This window comes from Chryseobacterium sp. KMC2, from assembly GCF_016756935.1.
Classification (GTDB): domain Bacteria; phylum Bacteroidota; class Bacteroidia; order Flavobacteriales; family Weeksellaceae; genus Chryseobacterium; species Chryseobacterium rhizosphaerae.
Genome location: NZ_JAESIT010000027.1, coordinates 30,975 through 43,795 on the forward strand (window position 1 = coordinate 30,975; position 12,821 = coordinate 43,795).

The window sequence follows — 12,821 nt, forward strand, 5'->3', positions numbered from 1 at the left end:
ATAGGTCAATGGTATTTTAAAAAGTAGCAGCCGGAGCTGTTTCATTATTAAGTTTTCTTTGAAGCTCAGTTTTCTTTCCTGTTGAGAAATCATAGCTCAGCCCCAAAACAAACATCGATTTATTATTCATAATCTGTGTATGAACCCTGTAGTCTACAAGACTTTCCGGAAGGCTTTTCGTTTTATATTCTGAAGGCATTCCCATCCAATACATCCCTGTAGAGAAGGTCCAGTTCTTATGCTTATAACTTACAAAAATATTATTCTGGTTTTCATTGGTATTGAGGAAAGCTCCACTAAGACTGTACACTGGAATATTGAACTGATATTGAAGTGAAAAAGCTTTATACTCCGAAGACAGCACAAAATAGTTTCCTAGATAATTATTTTTAATCAAAGCGTCTGCACTTGTTTTTACCGTTTCAGAAGTGGGCGTTATCACTGCTTTTATGACAAGCAGACTGTTCCCAAATGGTTTATAAGATCCTGTCAGCTGTACACCATACCTTTGCCCGTTTTTTCCATTCTCATAGGTCAGTGCATATCCACCCAATGCGGTATCGTGAACATAATATTGGTTAATCACCCTATCCGTATACCGGTAAAATAAAGCCGCATTAAAATCGAAATGCTTATTATTAAAAGAATACGTTAATGTATTCGAAAAAACCTGCTGAGATTGTAAAAAAGGATTTCCCCTTTGTACAATATTCGGAGCCAACTGTACCACATTACTGCTCAATGCATTACTCCAAGGACTTACTGGGCTGTAGCTTCCTGTAAAACGGAGACTTTGATTGTTTTTCAGCTGATACCCTAAAATCACTTTGGGAGTAAAAGTCCATTCATCAAAGGTATTTTCAGCACTTTTATTGTGAATATTGGTAAGCCCGGCACCAAGGCGGTAAGTAAACTTTTCAATTTTTCCTGAAAACTCAGTGTAAAAATACTGTTCAAGATAGGTAACACTATACTGAGAATAGCCGGCAAGATTATTTAGGTCATTGGAAATGGAAGATCTTGAAATACGATATCCTGATGAAAGCTTTCCTGCTGCAAAATCATGAGCATGGGCAAGCTCTCCCACAATGCTTGTTTGCTTGGCTTTCAGTGTCATATCATTGTCATATACCGAAAGCCCGGAACCTACGATCCATTCTTTTGCCGTTTCTGATGTATTGGTAGTATAGTGAGATCCTACCACATTAATACTCAGCTCATCCTTTTCCCCTATTTTCTTTGAATAATATAAATCCAGTTTAGGAATCACATAATCTGAACCGTTATTTTTAAACATGGCATGTTCTTCACTTGCATGATCTTCTGTAAAAATACTTTGTCCTACTCCTTTTGAAAACCTGCTGAAAATATCCATATTCAACTTCGCCTGGAAAGCATACTGATCAGGAACCAGTCTGGTGTAACGTAATGCTACATTCTGAAAAGTATATCCAAAATGATCCGTTCTGTTTTCATCGGAACGGTAATGCTTTCCATTCAGCTGGTAGTCATAAATACTGTTTACTCTTCTGTCATCGTAATCTCTTAAATTCAGGGAATATTCAAGGCCGAAATTATTTTTCCCTTTGGTATAATTGGCATAGGCAGCGCCATTTACAAACCCTGTATTCAAGGCTGAAGATACATCAGCTCCAAAAACATAACCCGTTTCCGTAGATCTTGTCAGAATATTAACAACGGTATCTGCTCTTGTTGCCCATCTTGCCGGTGGAATATCATAATACTCCACTTTTACCACTTCAATGGGGGCTACACTGCGGATCTGTAAATCCGTAGCTTCAATTCCGTTAATAAGAAATAATATACTTCCTCCTTTTGTACTGGTAATCGTATTGGCTACAGGATCAAGCTGCAGCTCCGGGAGTGTACGAAGCAGATCTTTTGCATAACGCGCTCTTTCCAGAGCTTCTTTGTCAAAAGTATAGACTGCTTTATCTGCAAACTGCTTTTTACGTTGTGCCTTTACAATAACTTCCTGAATCTCTTCGGTCTTCGCTCCCTTAACAGTATCATTCACCTTCTCCTGCGAAAACATAAAAGTTCCACAAAGTACAAGCACGGTATATATAGTTTTTTTCATATCAGAAATGCAATAATACAGATAAGACAGCACAAGTCTTATATTTATTACATTTATCTTCTGTATCAGAACCAATAATTAACTAAATCATTGCAATCTGTTATGTTTTTTCTAATAATCGATATTATTATGTTAAATTCAGCCCGTTTTTTGCTGGTATCACCTTACACCACAAAATATAAGATCATGAAAAAAGCAGTTATACTCCTCCTTGGTCTAGTGTTTTCAGAAGCAACAGCTCAGGAAGATCAAAACATCTCGGCAGAAAAAATGAATATTATCAAAACGAATGTAACCGCCTATGCATTCAGAAATATTAACCTGTCCTATGAAAGAGCCATTAACCAGTGGTTTTCAGTAAACATTGGATTTGGGACCATGCCGGAAGGAAAAGTTCCTTTTATCAATGCTTTTCTTAAGGATGAAGACGAAAAAAGATTTCAGAATCTGAGAATAAAAGCGACCAACTTTACAATAGAACCCCGATTTTATATCGGACAGGGATATGGAAAAGGATTTTATATTGCTCCGTATTACCGGTACTCTGATGTTTCATCCAATACCTTTGATTTTTATTACGATTATAAAGGTCCTGATGGAAATACATATCAGATTCCACTTAAAGGGCAGGGAAAAACCAATGGAAACAGTGGCGGCCTCATGGTTGGAGTACAGTTTTTCCTTACTAAAAGTCAAAATCTGGTACTTGATCTCTGGATTGCCGGGGCTCACTATGGAAGTGGAAAAGGGGACTTCTCCATGTCCAGCGACTTTGTGCTGACTCCCGATATGCAGGCACAGCTAAAAAAAGAAATAGAAAAGCTAGATATTCCAATCGTGGATTATACCGTAGAAACCAATGCCAATGGTGCAAAAATAAAAGTTGATGGCCCATGGGCAGGTTTCAGAAGCGGTCTTTCTTTGGGGTACAGGTTTTAAAAAACAACAAAATAGAAGATATAAACCGTTCTTTTTTCAGGGCGGTTTAATTTTTCCTGAAAGTTGTATATTGGCACTCATTATATCGGGATTTTTGGGCAAATAAAAAATATGAATACATCACAAATTACCACCAGCCAAAGGATTAAAGCCATTGTAGGCGGCTCTATTGGAAATCTTGTAGAATGGTACGATTGGTATGCTTATGCAGCCTTTGCCATCTATTTTTCGCATTCATTTTTTCCGGATTCTGATCTCAATGCACAGTTGATGAATACAGCAGGGATATTCGCTGTCGGGTTTCTGATGCGACCCATTGGAGGATGGCTGTTTGGAAGCATAGCTGATAAAATAGGACGAAAAAAAGCGATGACACTTTCGGTATTACTCATGTCTTTTGGATCACTGCTTATTGCCCTTACTCCAACCTATAAATCCATAGGAATTCTGGCCCCCTTATTACTGCTTCTGGCAAGACTTCTTCAGGGATTGAGTGTGGGAGGTGAATATGGAGTTTCCGCCACGTATCTCAGCGAAATGGCAACTCAGGACAGAAGAGGGTTTTACTCAAGCTTTCAGTATGTGACATTAATCGGAGGACAGCTTATTGCCTTGGGAATTCAGCTTATCTTGCAAAAACTACTGCTTACAGAGGCACAGCTGGAAGACTGGGGCTGGAGAATTCCTTTCGTGATAGGGGCTTTGCTCTCCGTTATTGCATTATACCTGAGGGCCAACCTCCATGAAACTGAAGCTTTTGAAAACAAAAAGGAAGTCAGTGAAAAGAAAAAAGGTACTGTGAGCGAACTTTTGAAGCACCCGCAGGCACTTCTTACGGTGGTAGGGCTTACCCTGGGCGGAACCCTGGCTTTCTACACCTATACGACTTATATGCAGAAGTTTTTGGTTAATACGGTTCATCTTACCAAAGAAGAGTCTACCTTAGTCTCATTTATTTCATTATTCATATTTGCTTGTCTACAGCCGGTATTTGGAGCATTATCAGATAGAATTGGAAGACGCCCTCTTCTTCTGGGTTTTGGTATTTTGGGAACGTTATGTACCGTTCCTCTTCTTACCGCACTTAGCACCACTACCTCTATATGGGGAGCATTCTTTCTGATTATGGCGGCATTAATTATTGTAAGCGGCTATACTTCTATCAATGCTGTAGTGAAAGCTGAGCTTTTTCCTTCCGAAATCCGGGCTCTTGGAGTAGGTCTTCCTTATGCTCTTACAGTGGCCATTTTTGGGGGAACAGCAGAGTATATTGCTCTTTGGTTTAAAAAAGTGGGGAGTGAAGATTATTTTTACTGGTATATCACAGCATGTATCTTTTTCTCTCTGGTAGTCTACTCAAGGATGAAAGACACCAAAGAAAACTCAACACTGGATAAAGATTAATAGAATCAGCATAAAGAAACCGGCGCCTCAGAAATCTGAGGCGCCGGTTATATTTTTAATGGTAAGCTTGTTTGAATTTTTCTATCATACTGTCCAGATTGTGTCGCTGGACATACACACTTTTCACCTCTTCATATCTTGGCGATTTGTAGAAAACTTCATGGAAATCCATGCTTCCGTTTCCTACTTTTACTACTTTCTGAACTTCAATATTAAGTTTTTTCAGTTCGTCTTTAAAGACTTTAAATTCATCTTGGATACTACTACTCATTTATATGTTTTGGGTTTTAATTAAAAATTCCAGTTTTACGTGATACCCCTATGACATGCAAGGCATCGTCTTAAATATTTAATAAATTTAGTAATTTTTATCAATATAAACACCTTCAGGTCATTATTTTTTTATTTTATTCAACAAAAACACAAAAGATATATTTATTTCTATAATCTAAAAAAGAGCAAAAAAATAATAGAATACATATATCCGTGGAAAAAGATTCTCAATGAAGAGAAAATCTCTGGATTTTAAAATCGAGAACCTAGAATTTTTTTTCAGGTTTCGCTCTAGGAAAGGCTTCACAGCAAAAAATACTTTTTTAAAAAAAATAATTAAAAAATATTGTAACATTTTCAAAAGGTTCGTCTCTAAAAGACAAATAAACCTTAAAACCTTAGAAACCATGAAAAAATTCACATTCCTTCTTATCATCATGTTATTTTTTGCAGCATTATGCAATATATTTGGTCAGGAAAAATCATATTCATTTGAAGTTAAGAAAACAGGAAAGGGTAAACAGTCTTTAATTTTTATTCCAGGTTTCGCCTCTTCAGGAGATGTTTGGAATGAAACTACAGCAAAATTTGAAAAAAATTATACGTGCTATACTTTAACCATGGCAGGATTTGCAGGGATAAAGCCAGAAACTGATGCCAGTTTTAAAAATTGGGAAAAAGAAATTGCAGCCTTTATAAAGGATACAAATATTGAAAAACCTATTATCATCGGACACAGTATGGGAGGAGCTTTGGCTTTGGCTATCGCCGCTGACTATCCTGAGCTTCCGGGTAAAATTATTATTGTAGATACGCTGCCTTGTCTGGCTGCCCTATCCAATCCCAATTTTACATCTAAAGAAAATAATGACTGTTCAGCAACCGTTAATAAATTAACCGCCATGACAGATGAACAATTCCGCCAAATGCAGACCCAATCCATCCCTCGCCTAATGGCAGATACTTCTATGCAGGAAACCGTAATCAACTGGAGTATGAAATCAGACAGAAAAACATTTGCCAGTATATACTGTGATTTCTCCAATACAGATCTCAGAGAAACAATAAAAAATATACACTGCCCTTCTCTTATCCTGCTGGAATCTTATTTTGTCAATTTTAAACCGGCTATCGAAGCCCAATATAAAAATCTGAAAAATGCCAATATGCAATATGCTTCCAAGGGATTACACTTTATTATGTATGATGATAAAGAATGGTATTTTAATCAGCTGAACAACTTCTTGTCTACGAAATAATGGTATTTGAAGAAATATATGAACTGTACTGGCAGAAAATATTCCGTTTGTGTATGGGATATGTCAATGATACCGATTCTGCTCAGGATCTGGCTCAGGAAACCTTTATTATAGTATGGCAGCAGCTTCCGAAATTCAGAAATGAATCCAGTGTAGGAACATGGATTTTCAGGATTGCCTCCAATAATTGCTTGCGTCAGATGGAAAAAGAAAAAAGATTTGCCAAAGCAGACCTGCCCATTAATCTGGAAGAGAAAAAACAGGAGTCGCTGGAGCCTCAGATACAATTGCTTTATCAGTTTATCTCAGAACTTCCTGAAACGGACCGTATCATTATTTCCCTGGAACTGGAAGAAGTAAAGCAGGCTGAGATTGCCCATATCATTGGGCTTTCAGAATCTAATATCAGGGTAAAGATTCACCGGATAAAAGAAAAATTAACTCAAAAGTTTAAAGAAAATGGATACTAATATAGATTTCAAAAATATATGGAAACAGCAAACCTCCAATAAACCTAATCTGGAAGAACTTCTTGGCAAATTGAAAAAGTTTAAGAATGAAACCCTTCGGAAGATCATCATCATGAATGTTTTATTGATTGTAACTTCCATAGGTATTGCCTTCATCTGGTATCAATTTCAGCCTCAGCTTATGACTACAAAAGCAGGAATTATACTTGTTATTTTGGCCATGGTCATCTTCTTATTGGCTTATAATAAAATGTTTATGATTTTTTATACCATTGACAATACTCAATCCAACAGCCAGTACCTGCAGAGTCTGTATTCTGTGAAAAATAAACAGAAATTTATACAGACAACCATGCTGAATGTATATTTTATCATGCTGTTTCTGGGAATCTGTCTTTATATGTATGAATATACTTTACAGATGACATCCTTTTACGCGCTACTGGCATACACCCTTATGATAGTATGGATAGGATTCAACTGGTTTTATATAAGGCCTAAAACGATAAAAAAACAAGAGGCAAAACTTAATGGATTAATTAATAAATTTGAAGAAATCAATAATCAACTACAGGACTTATGAGTTTTTCAGAAAATAAAATCCACTGGGAGAAGGTATATGAAACAAAAAATCCTGATCAGGTAAGCTGGACACAGGAAAAACCACAGACTTCCCTTGATTTCATTCATTCGGGGGGATTGGGAAAAGATGCCAGCATTATTGATGTAGGTGGTGGAGACAGTAATCTTGTAGACTTTCTCCTCAAAGAAGGATATACAAATATTACAGTGCTCGACATTTCTGCCAACGCATTGGAAAAGGCAAAGCACAGGTTGGGAGATGCTGCCAATAAAGTGAAATGGATTGCTGCTGATATTACAGCATTTGAGCCTACAGAAACGTATGATATCTGGCATGATAGGGCTGCCTTTCACTTTCTGACAACTCCGGAGCAGATTTCAAAATATCGCGATATTGCAGAAAAAAATATAACAGGATTCCTGATCCTTGGAACCTTTTCTAAAAATGGACCTACTCAATGCAGCGGACTGGATATCCGGCAATATGATGAAAAATCTCTGGCCGAAACATTCAAATCCGGATTTGAAAAAATAAAATGCATCACGGAAGATCATATCACGCCTTTCAATACCCTTCAGAATTTTGTTTTCTGTAGTTTTAAAAAGCTTTAAAAACACATTGTTCTATTTATGAGTAAGGCCCGAGAAAATCAAAGATTTTCTCGGGCCTTACTCTATATTAATTTTAAAAACAGCAATTATACTTTGCACTGGGTTTATGACTCCGCCTCTACCTCATGACGCAGCTGGGCTTTGTAAAGCGTAGCATAATATCCGTTTTTATCCAACAGATCAAGATGTGTTCCTTCTTCCACAATTTTACCATGCTCCATGACAATAATCTTATCTGCCTTTTCAATAGTGGAAAGTCTGTGTGCTATAATGATTGACGTTCTGTTTTTTGTAATTTTTTCTGTAGCCTTCTGGATCAGCTTTTCACTTTCATGATCAATGGAAGATGTTGCTTCATCGAGAATCAGAATTTTAGGATCTGATAAATAAGCTCTAAGGAAAGATAATAATTGTCTCTGCCCTAAAGAAATAGAGGAACCTCTCTCGCTTACTACATAATCATATCCGCCAGGCAGCTGCTCTATAAACTGATCAACTTCAATTTCTTTTGCTCCTTCTTTTATTTTATCCAGTGTAATACTGTCATCGCCAAAGGCAAGGTTTTCAAAAATACTTCCATGGAAAAGGAAGACATCCTGCAGTACAACTCCAATATGACTTCTTAAATTATAAAGCTCATAATCTTTAAGATCTACATCATCAATAAGTATCTGTCCTGAATTGATATCATACAATCTTGTGATCAGACTGATAATCGTAGATTTTCCGGCTCCCGTAGCCCCTACAATAGCTACTGTCTCTCCAGGATTTACTTTAAAGTCAATACCCTTCAGGACTTCCTGTTTCTCATCATAAGCAAAACGTACATCATGAAATTCAATTTTACCGGCGAAATGGTCTTTTTTTACAGTTCCGTTATTAGGCATTGAGTTTTCCTCATCCATCAGCCCCAATACTCTTTCCGCTCCTACAATACCTCTCTGGATATTATTAAAACGGTCCGCGATCTGTCTTAGCGGACGGATCAGCATTGAAATATATTGAATAAAGGCAATAACAACCCCCGCACTGATCGTAATATACCCTCCGTAAAACAGGATAAATCCTATAAAAAGAGAAGAAATAAGCTCTACAACCGGAAAGAATAATGAGAAGATAAAAACCGTTCTCAACAATGCTTCTTTCAGGGTAATATTAATACTATCGAATTTTTTAAATTCAGATTCCTGTCTGTTGAATACCTGTATAATGGGCATTCCGGCCAATCTTTCCTGAACAAAAGAGTTTTGATTTGCAGTCCAGTTTCTTTCATCTCCAAATGCTTTTTTAAGTCTTTTCTGGAAAAACCTTGTAATGATAACCATTAAAGGTAAAATAGCCAAAGTGATATAACTTAAATGCACATTAGTGCTGAACATCATGATCAATACAAAGACAATCCTCAGAATATCTCCGAAAACCATCAGGAAACCGTCTGTATATACCGTTGCAATCGTTTCAACATCCCCTACAGCACGGGTCACCAGCTGTCCGATAGGTGTTTTATCAAAAAATGAAGTTCTGAAATAGATCAGCTTGGCATATAGCCTTTCTCTGATATCCCTAATTACATTTTGTGAGATAAAATTTGAAAAATAAACTAAGAAGAAGTTTAAAACAGTTTCTGCAAATACCAATCCCACCAAAATGTAGATATGCTTCATCATTACAGCTTTATCCTGCAATTTTGTAATATCATTATCCACCACTTCCATGGTAAGATATGGCCTGTAAGTAGAAACAATTGAAAGTATGACAGAAATTATTAAGGTAAGAATGAACCAAGAACGAAATTTCATTCCAATAAAGAACAATCTTTTTATAATTCCCCAGGTATCTTGTTTTTTCATTGTACGAATAGAAGAAAAGAATTAAAATAAAATTCTATGCAAAAATAAGACTTTATAATTGGACTGGCTTCAGAACTTTTACAAATCCTAATAGAAAATTTCAGATACCTATCATTTACAGTATGAATATCTTTCGTCTGTTTTTTATGGATCACAGCCTTTTGTATAGCTCCCTAGTTTTGCTGACTTTCAGATACCTCCCCTATTTTTTCTATTTCAATTGAAGGTTTTTGAAGATTTTCTTTCATGAATTTCTTCTCAAGAAGTTGATAAATACCCCATACTGCAGCAATAGAAATCACCCAGCCAATCATATTGACCAGAGAAAAACCAGTATAGTTTACATCTTCCAAAGCAGCAGGATCTGTAAGTCCTTTATAGACCCCATATGTCACTCCTAAAACAATCTGGCTTCCCAAATAAATTCCTATCGCTAAAAGGCCGAAATGCCATTTGGTTTTTCCAAATCTCTCCGCTAATTGTGCATAATACCGATAAGCACCAATAAGTATAAAAATTGATAACATGGTTATTTTGTTTTTTAGTTTTTTTATTTAAAATTCGTAGCCTACATCTACCAAATACAGACCATGAGCCGGTGCTGATGTTCCTGCCGCATTACGGTTTTTATCTTCAATGACCTTACGAAGATCTTCAGGTTTCAGTTTTCCTACCCCAATTTCTACCATAGTTCCTACAATAGCCCGAACCATATTTCTTAGAAAACGATTGGCAGAAACCGTAAATTTCAGTTCTGATCCTACCTGCTCCCATTCTGCTTTATACATTTTGCAGATATTGGTTTTGTTATCTGTTTTTAGTTTTGCGAAACTCGTAAAATCTTCATATTCAAACAAAATCTTACAAGCCTCATTCATTTTATCGATATCCAATGATCTTTTCCAGTGCTGCCAGGCGGATTCCTGAGTGAATGGATTTTTTTCCAAAGAAATATAATATTCATAGGTTCTGTAGGTAGCATCAAAACGGGCATGAAAATCATCCTTCACCTTAAAAATCTTTTTAATAGAAATATCAGGAGGAAGAAAACCGTTCAGTCTCCTTGGAAACTGATCATTCAGTTCCTGTTCCGTATCAAAATGGGCAAATATTTTTTTGGCATGAACTCCCGTATCTGTTCTTCCGGCCCCCGTAGTTTTAATTTCTTCCCTTAAAATGGTGGAAAGTGCTTTTTCCAGTTCTTCTTGTACAGAAATAGCATCCGGCTGTATCTGGTAGCCGAAATAATTCTTTCCGTTGTAAGAAAATTCAATAAAGTATCTCAATGTAGTATAATAACTCCGCAAAAATACTTTAATTTAACGAAATATTTGTTGAAAAGTCTTTGAGAATATGACAACAATCCTTATGAAAATTCCTATTTTTGCAATCGTATGAAAAGATGGTACCTTTATCCTTTTTCCCTCGGTTATCATTTGGTAACGGGTATCCGAAACACAATGTATGATTTAGGGATTTTTAAGTCGACAAAATTCAAGACACCGATAATCAATGTCGGAAATCTCTCCGTGGGCGGAAGTGGAAAGTCGCCGATGGTGATGTATCTTGCCCAGTTTTTATCCAAACACTACAGAACGGGAGTGCTCTCCAGAGGTTACGGAAGACTGACCAAAGGGTATGAGGTCACCAATTATGAAAGTAATTATAAGATGGTGGGCGATGAAGCAATGCAGCTTTTTGAACGTTTCAAAAACCGTTTTGTCATTGCTGTTTCAGAAGAAAGAGTTCCCGGAGCCAAAAAAGTGATCGAAGATATGGACCTTAATGTACTGGTATTGGATGATGCCTTACAGCACAGAGCTATCAAAGCCGGGTTTAATATTCTGATGACAGACTTTAATGATCCTTATTTTAAGGATTACCTTCTTCCTGCCGGAGACCTGAGAGAATCCAGAGCAGGAGTTAGAAGAGCAGATATCATTATGGTCAGCAAATGTCCTGACGAACTTACTGAAGAAACAAAACGCTATTATATCTCAAGAATCAGACCTTCTTATAATCAGAAAGTATTCTTCTCATCCATCGGGTACGACGAAAATGTATACGGAAAAGAGAAAATGCTTCCTGACAATAACCTGAACTATTATGATATCTTACTGATTACGGGAATTGCCAATCCTAAACCACTGCTGGAGCACCTTGCAAAATTCTCAAAAAGAGTAAAACATCTAAAATTCAGAGATCACCATAACTTTACAGACGATGATATAAAAAAAATCGTTGCAGAGTACAAAAAATTAGGGGAATATAAACTGATATTAACCACAGAGAAAGATTATGTGCGTCTGAAAACTTTTGACTACCTTAGAGATATTGTTTACTACTGGCCTATCAATGTTCTCATTGATAAAAAGGAGGAATTCGATCAAATCATCTTGGATTATGTTAAAAAATATTAAGGAGACCGCAGATTTCATCAAAAATATCATTCAGGATACCCCTGACTTTGCGGTTGTTTTAGGTTCAGGACTGGGAAAACTACAGAATGAAGTAGAGCCCATCCATGTTTTAGAGTATAAAGACATCCCAAATTTTCCACAAACTACGGTAGCAGGACATACCGGAAAGCTGATCTATGGAATACTGGAAGGAAAGAAAGTACTGATGATGAGTGGCCGTTTTCATTATTATGAAGGGCATTCTATGGAAACAGTAACTTTTCCGATCAGGGTTTTTCATTTGTTGGGAATTCAAAATCTTATCCTTTCCAATGCCTGTGGTGGGGTAAACCCTGCTTACAGTGTTGCAGATATCGTTATTTTAAAAGATCATATCAATATGATGCCCGAACATCCGCTTCGGGGTAAAAATATAGATGAGCTTGGGCCACGTTTTGTAGATATGAGCGAGCCTTACAATAAAGAAATGATCAGGGTAGCTGAGCAGGCTGCTTCTGAAAATAATATTAAGATCCATCAGGGGATATATGTAGCCCTGCAGGGACCTACTTTTGAAACCCCGGCCGAATACGGTATGATTAAGGCTATTGGCGGTGATATGGTAGGAATGAGTACTGTACCCGAAGTTATTGTTGCCAGACACATGGGGATGGATGTATTCTGTATGTCAGTCATTACAGACCTTGGCGGACCTGACATTGCCCTTTCCGTTTCTCACGAAGAAGTACTGAATGCGGCCAATACAGCAATGCCTAATGTAATTGCTGTTGTGAAAGGCTTAATTAAAACGTATCAGTAACCATCAAAGATTTGACCGGATGATCCATAACTCCGGCCTGTATGTTTGAAATCCATAGAAATTATCAATATTATAAATTTTTCCTAATTCATGAAAAATCAATTATCAATTG

The 12,821-nt window shown here is 36.9% G+C and carries 13 protein-coding genes; 8 read left to right on the forward strand and 5 right to left on the reverse strand.

The features are described from left to right. Window positions 1–16: 16 nt before the first annotated feature. Window positions 17–2,101: a TonB-dependent receptor domain-containing protein gene (locus JML65_RS21795; protein WP_202272170.1), complete on the reverse strand. Its 2,085-nt coding sequence runs from the start codon at window positions 2,099–2,101 to the stop codon at window positions 17–19. Window positions 2,102–2,287: 186 nt separating this feature from the next. Here JML65_RS21795 and JML65_RS21800 point away from each other — a divergent pair, with 186 nt between their 5' ends. Beyond that, on the forward strand, window positions 2,288–3,040 hold the full coding sequence (locus JML65_RS21800) for a DUF3575 domain-containing protein (protein ID WP_228450384.1): 753 nt from the start codon (window positions 2,288–2,290) through the stop codon (window positions 3,038–3,040). A 111-nt stretch (window positions 3,041–3,151) separates the two neighbouring features. Next, complete coding sequence (locus JML65_RS21805; protein ID WP_202272174.1) at window positions 3,152–4,444, forward strand: MFS transporter; 1,293 nt, start codon at window positions 3,152–3,154, stop codon at window positions 4,442–4,444. A gap of 55 nt (window positions 4,445–4,499) precedes the next feature. Here JML65_RS21805 and JML65_RS21810 read toward each other — a convergent pair whose 3' ends face one another. Continuing rightward, entirely contained in the window at window positions 4,500–4,715 is a 216-nt protein-coding gene (locus tag JML65_RS21810) for a hypothetical protein (RefSeq protein ID WP_047494121.1), read from the reverse strand. Window positions 4,716–5,124: 409 nt separating this feature from the next. Here JML65_RS21810 and JML65_RS21815 point away from each other — a divergent pair, with 409 nt between their 5' ends. From JML65_RS21815 to JML65_RS21830, 4 genes are read left to right on the forward strand one after another with little or no spacing between them, the layout of a single operon-like run. Further along, on the forward strand, window positions 5,125–5,976 hold the full coding sequence (locus JML65_RS21815; RefSeq protein WP_202272176.1) for an alpha/beta fold hydrolase: 852 nt from the start codon (window positions 5,125–5,127) through the stop codon (window positions 5,974–5,976). Continuing rightward, a complete protein-coding gene (locus JML65_RS21820; RefSeq protein WP_115916445.1) occupies window positions 5,976–6,446 on the forward strand; it encodes an RNA polymerase sigma factor in 471 nt (156 codons plus the stop codon). Before JML65_RS21815 ends, JML65_RS21820 begins: the two co-directional genes overlap by 1 nt. Next, window positions 6,436–7,029 (forward strand): hypothetical protein, encoded by a 594-nt coding sequence (locus JML65_RS21825; protein WP_202272178.1) that lies wholly within the window; start codon window positions 6,436–6,438, stop codon window positions 7,027–7,029. The genes JML65_RS21820 and JML65_RS21825 overlap by 11 nt, the downstream gene beginning before the upstream one ends. Continuing rightward, the gene (locus JML65_RS21830; protein ID WP_202272180.1) at window positions 7,026–7,640 is read left to right on the forward strand and encodes a class I SAM-dependent methyltransferase; all 615 of its coding nucleotides are present in this window, start codon (window positions 7,026–7,028) and stop codon (window positions 7,638–7,640) included. The genes JML65_RS21825 and JML65_RS21830 overlap by 4 nt, the downstream gene beginning before the upstream one ends. Before the next feature lie 104 nt (window positions 7,641–7,744). On the opposite strand, the gene JML65_RS21835 is transcribed toward JML65_RS21830, so the two are convergent. The 3 genes from JML65_RS21835 to truA all read right to left on the reverse strand — a co-directional run bounded on the left by JML65_RS21835 (window position 7,745) and on the right by truA (window position 10,797). Next, entirely contained in the window at window positions 7,745–9,490 is a 1,746-nt protein-coding gene (locus JML65_RS21835; RefSeq protein ID WP_202272182.1) for an ABC transporter ATP-binding protein, read from the reverse strand. A 173-nt stretch (window positions 9,491–9,663) separates the two neighbouring features. Further along, window positions 9,664–10,017 (reverse strand): hypothetical protein, encoded by a 354-nt coding sequence (locus JML65_RS21840; RefSeq protein WP_202272184.1) that lies wholly within the window; start codon window positions 10,015–10,017, stop codon window positions 9,664–9,666. A gap of 27 nt (window positions 10,018–10,044) precedes the next feature. Continuing rightward, a complete protein-coding gene (gene truA / locus JML65_RS21845; protein WP_228406084.1) occupies window positions 10,045–10,797 on the reverse strand; it encodes a tRNA pseudouridine(38-40) synthase TruA in 753 nt (250 codons plus the stop codon). Between the two features lie 87 nt (window positions 10,798–10,884). Between truA and lpxK the strand changes: the two genes are divergently transcribed. Continuing rightward, window positions 10,885–11,910 (forward strand): tetraacyldisaccharide 4'-kinase, encoded by a 1,026-nt coding sequence (gene lpxK, locus JML65_RS21850; protein WP_047494149.1) that lies wholly within the window; start codon window positions 10,885–10,887, stop codon window positions 11,908–11,910. Continuing rightward, the gene (locus JML65_RS21855) at window positions 11,894–12,709 is read left to right on the forward strand and encodes a purine-nucleoside phosphorylase (protein ID WP_047494152.1); all 816 of its coding nucleotides are present in this window, start codon (window positions 11,894–11,896) and stop codon (window positions 12,707–12,709) included. Before lpxK ends, JML65_RS21855 begins: the two co-directional genes overlap by 17 nt. The last annotated feature ends 112 nt before the right edge of the window (window positions 12,710–12,821 follow it).

What these genes read in the sequence shown, in the direction of transcription:
- JML65_RS21795 (WP_202272170.1), bottom strand. Translation starts at nt 2,101, where the DNA reads ATGAAAAAAACTATATATACCGTGCTTGTACTTTGTGGAACTTTTATG.
- JML65_RS21800 (WP_228450384.1), top strand. Translation starts at nt 2,288, where the DNA reads ATGAAAAAAGCAGTTATACTCCTCCTTGGTCTAGTGTTTTCAGAAGCA.
- JML65_RS21805 (WP_202272174.1), top strand. Translation starts at nt 3,152, where the DNA reads ATGAATACATCACAAATTACCACCAGCCAAAGGATTAAAGCCATTGTA.
- JML65_RS21810 (WP_047494121.1), bottom strand. Translation starts at nt 4,715, where the DNA reads ATGAGTAGTAGTATCCAAGATGAATTTAAAGTCTTTAAAGACGAACTG.
- JML65_RS21815 (WP_202272176.1), top strand. Translation starts at nt 5,125, where the DNA reads ATGAAAAAATTCACATTCCTTCTTATCATCATGTTATTTTTTGCAGCA.
- JML65_RS21820 (WP_115916445.1), top strand. Translation starts at nt 5,976, where the DNA reads ATGGTATTTGAAGAAATATATGAACTGTACTGGCAGAAAATATTCCGT.
- JML65_RS21825 (WP_202272178.1), top strand. Translation starts at nt 6,436, where the DNA reads ATGGATACTAATATAGATTTCAAAAATATATGGAAACAGCAAACCTCC.
- JML65_RS21830 (WP_202272180.1), top strand. Translation starts at nt 7,026, where the DNA reads ATGAGTTTTTCAGAAAATAAAATCCACTGGGAGAAGGTATATGAAACA.
- JML65_RS21835 (WP_202272182.1), bottom strand. Translation starts at nt 9,490, where the DNA reads ATGAAAAAACAAGATACCTGGGGAATTATAAAAAGATTGTTCTTTATT.
- JML65_RS21840 (WP_202272184.1), bottom strand. Translation starts at nt 10,017, where the DNA reads ATGTTATCAATTTTTATACTTATTGGTGCTTATCGGTATTATGCACAA.
- lpxK (WP_047494149.1), top strand. Translation starts at nt 10,885, where the DNA reads ATGAAAAGATGGTACCTTTATCCTTTTTCCCTCGGTTATCATTTGGTA.
- JML65_RS21855 (WP_047494152.1), top strand. Translation starts at nt 11,894, where the DNA reads ATGTTAAAAAATATTAAGGAGACCGCAGATTTCATCAAAAATATCATT.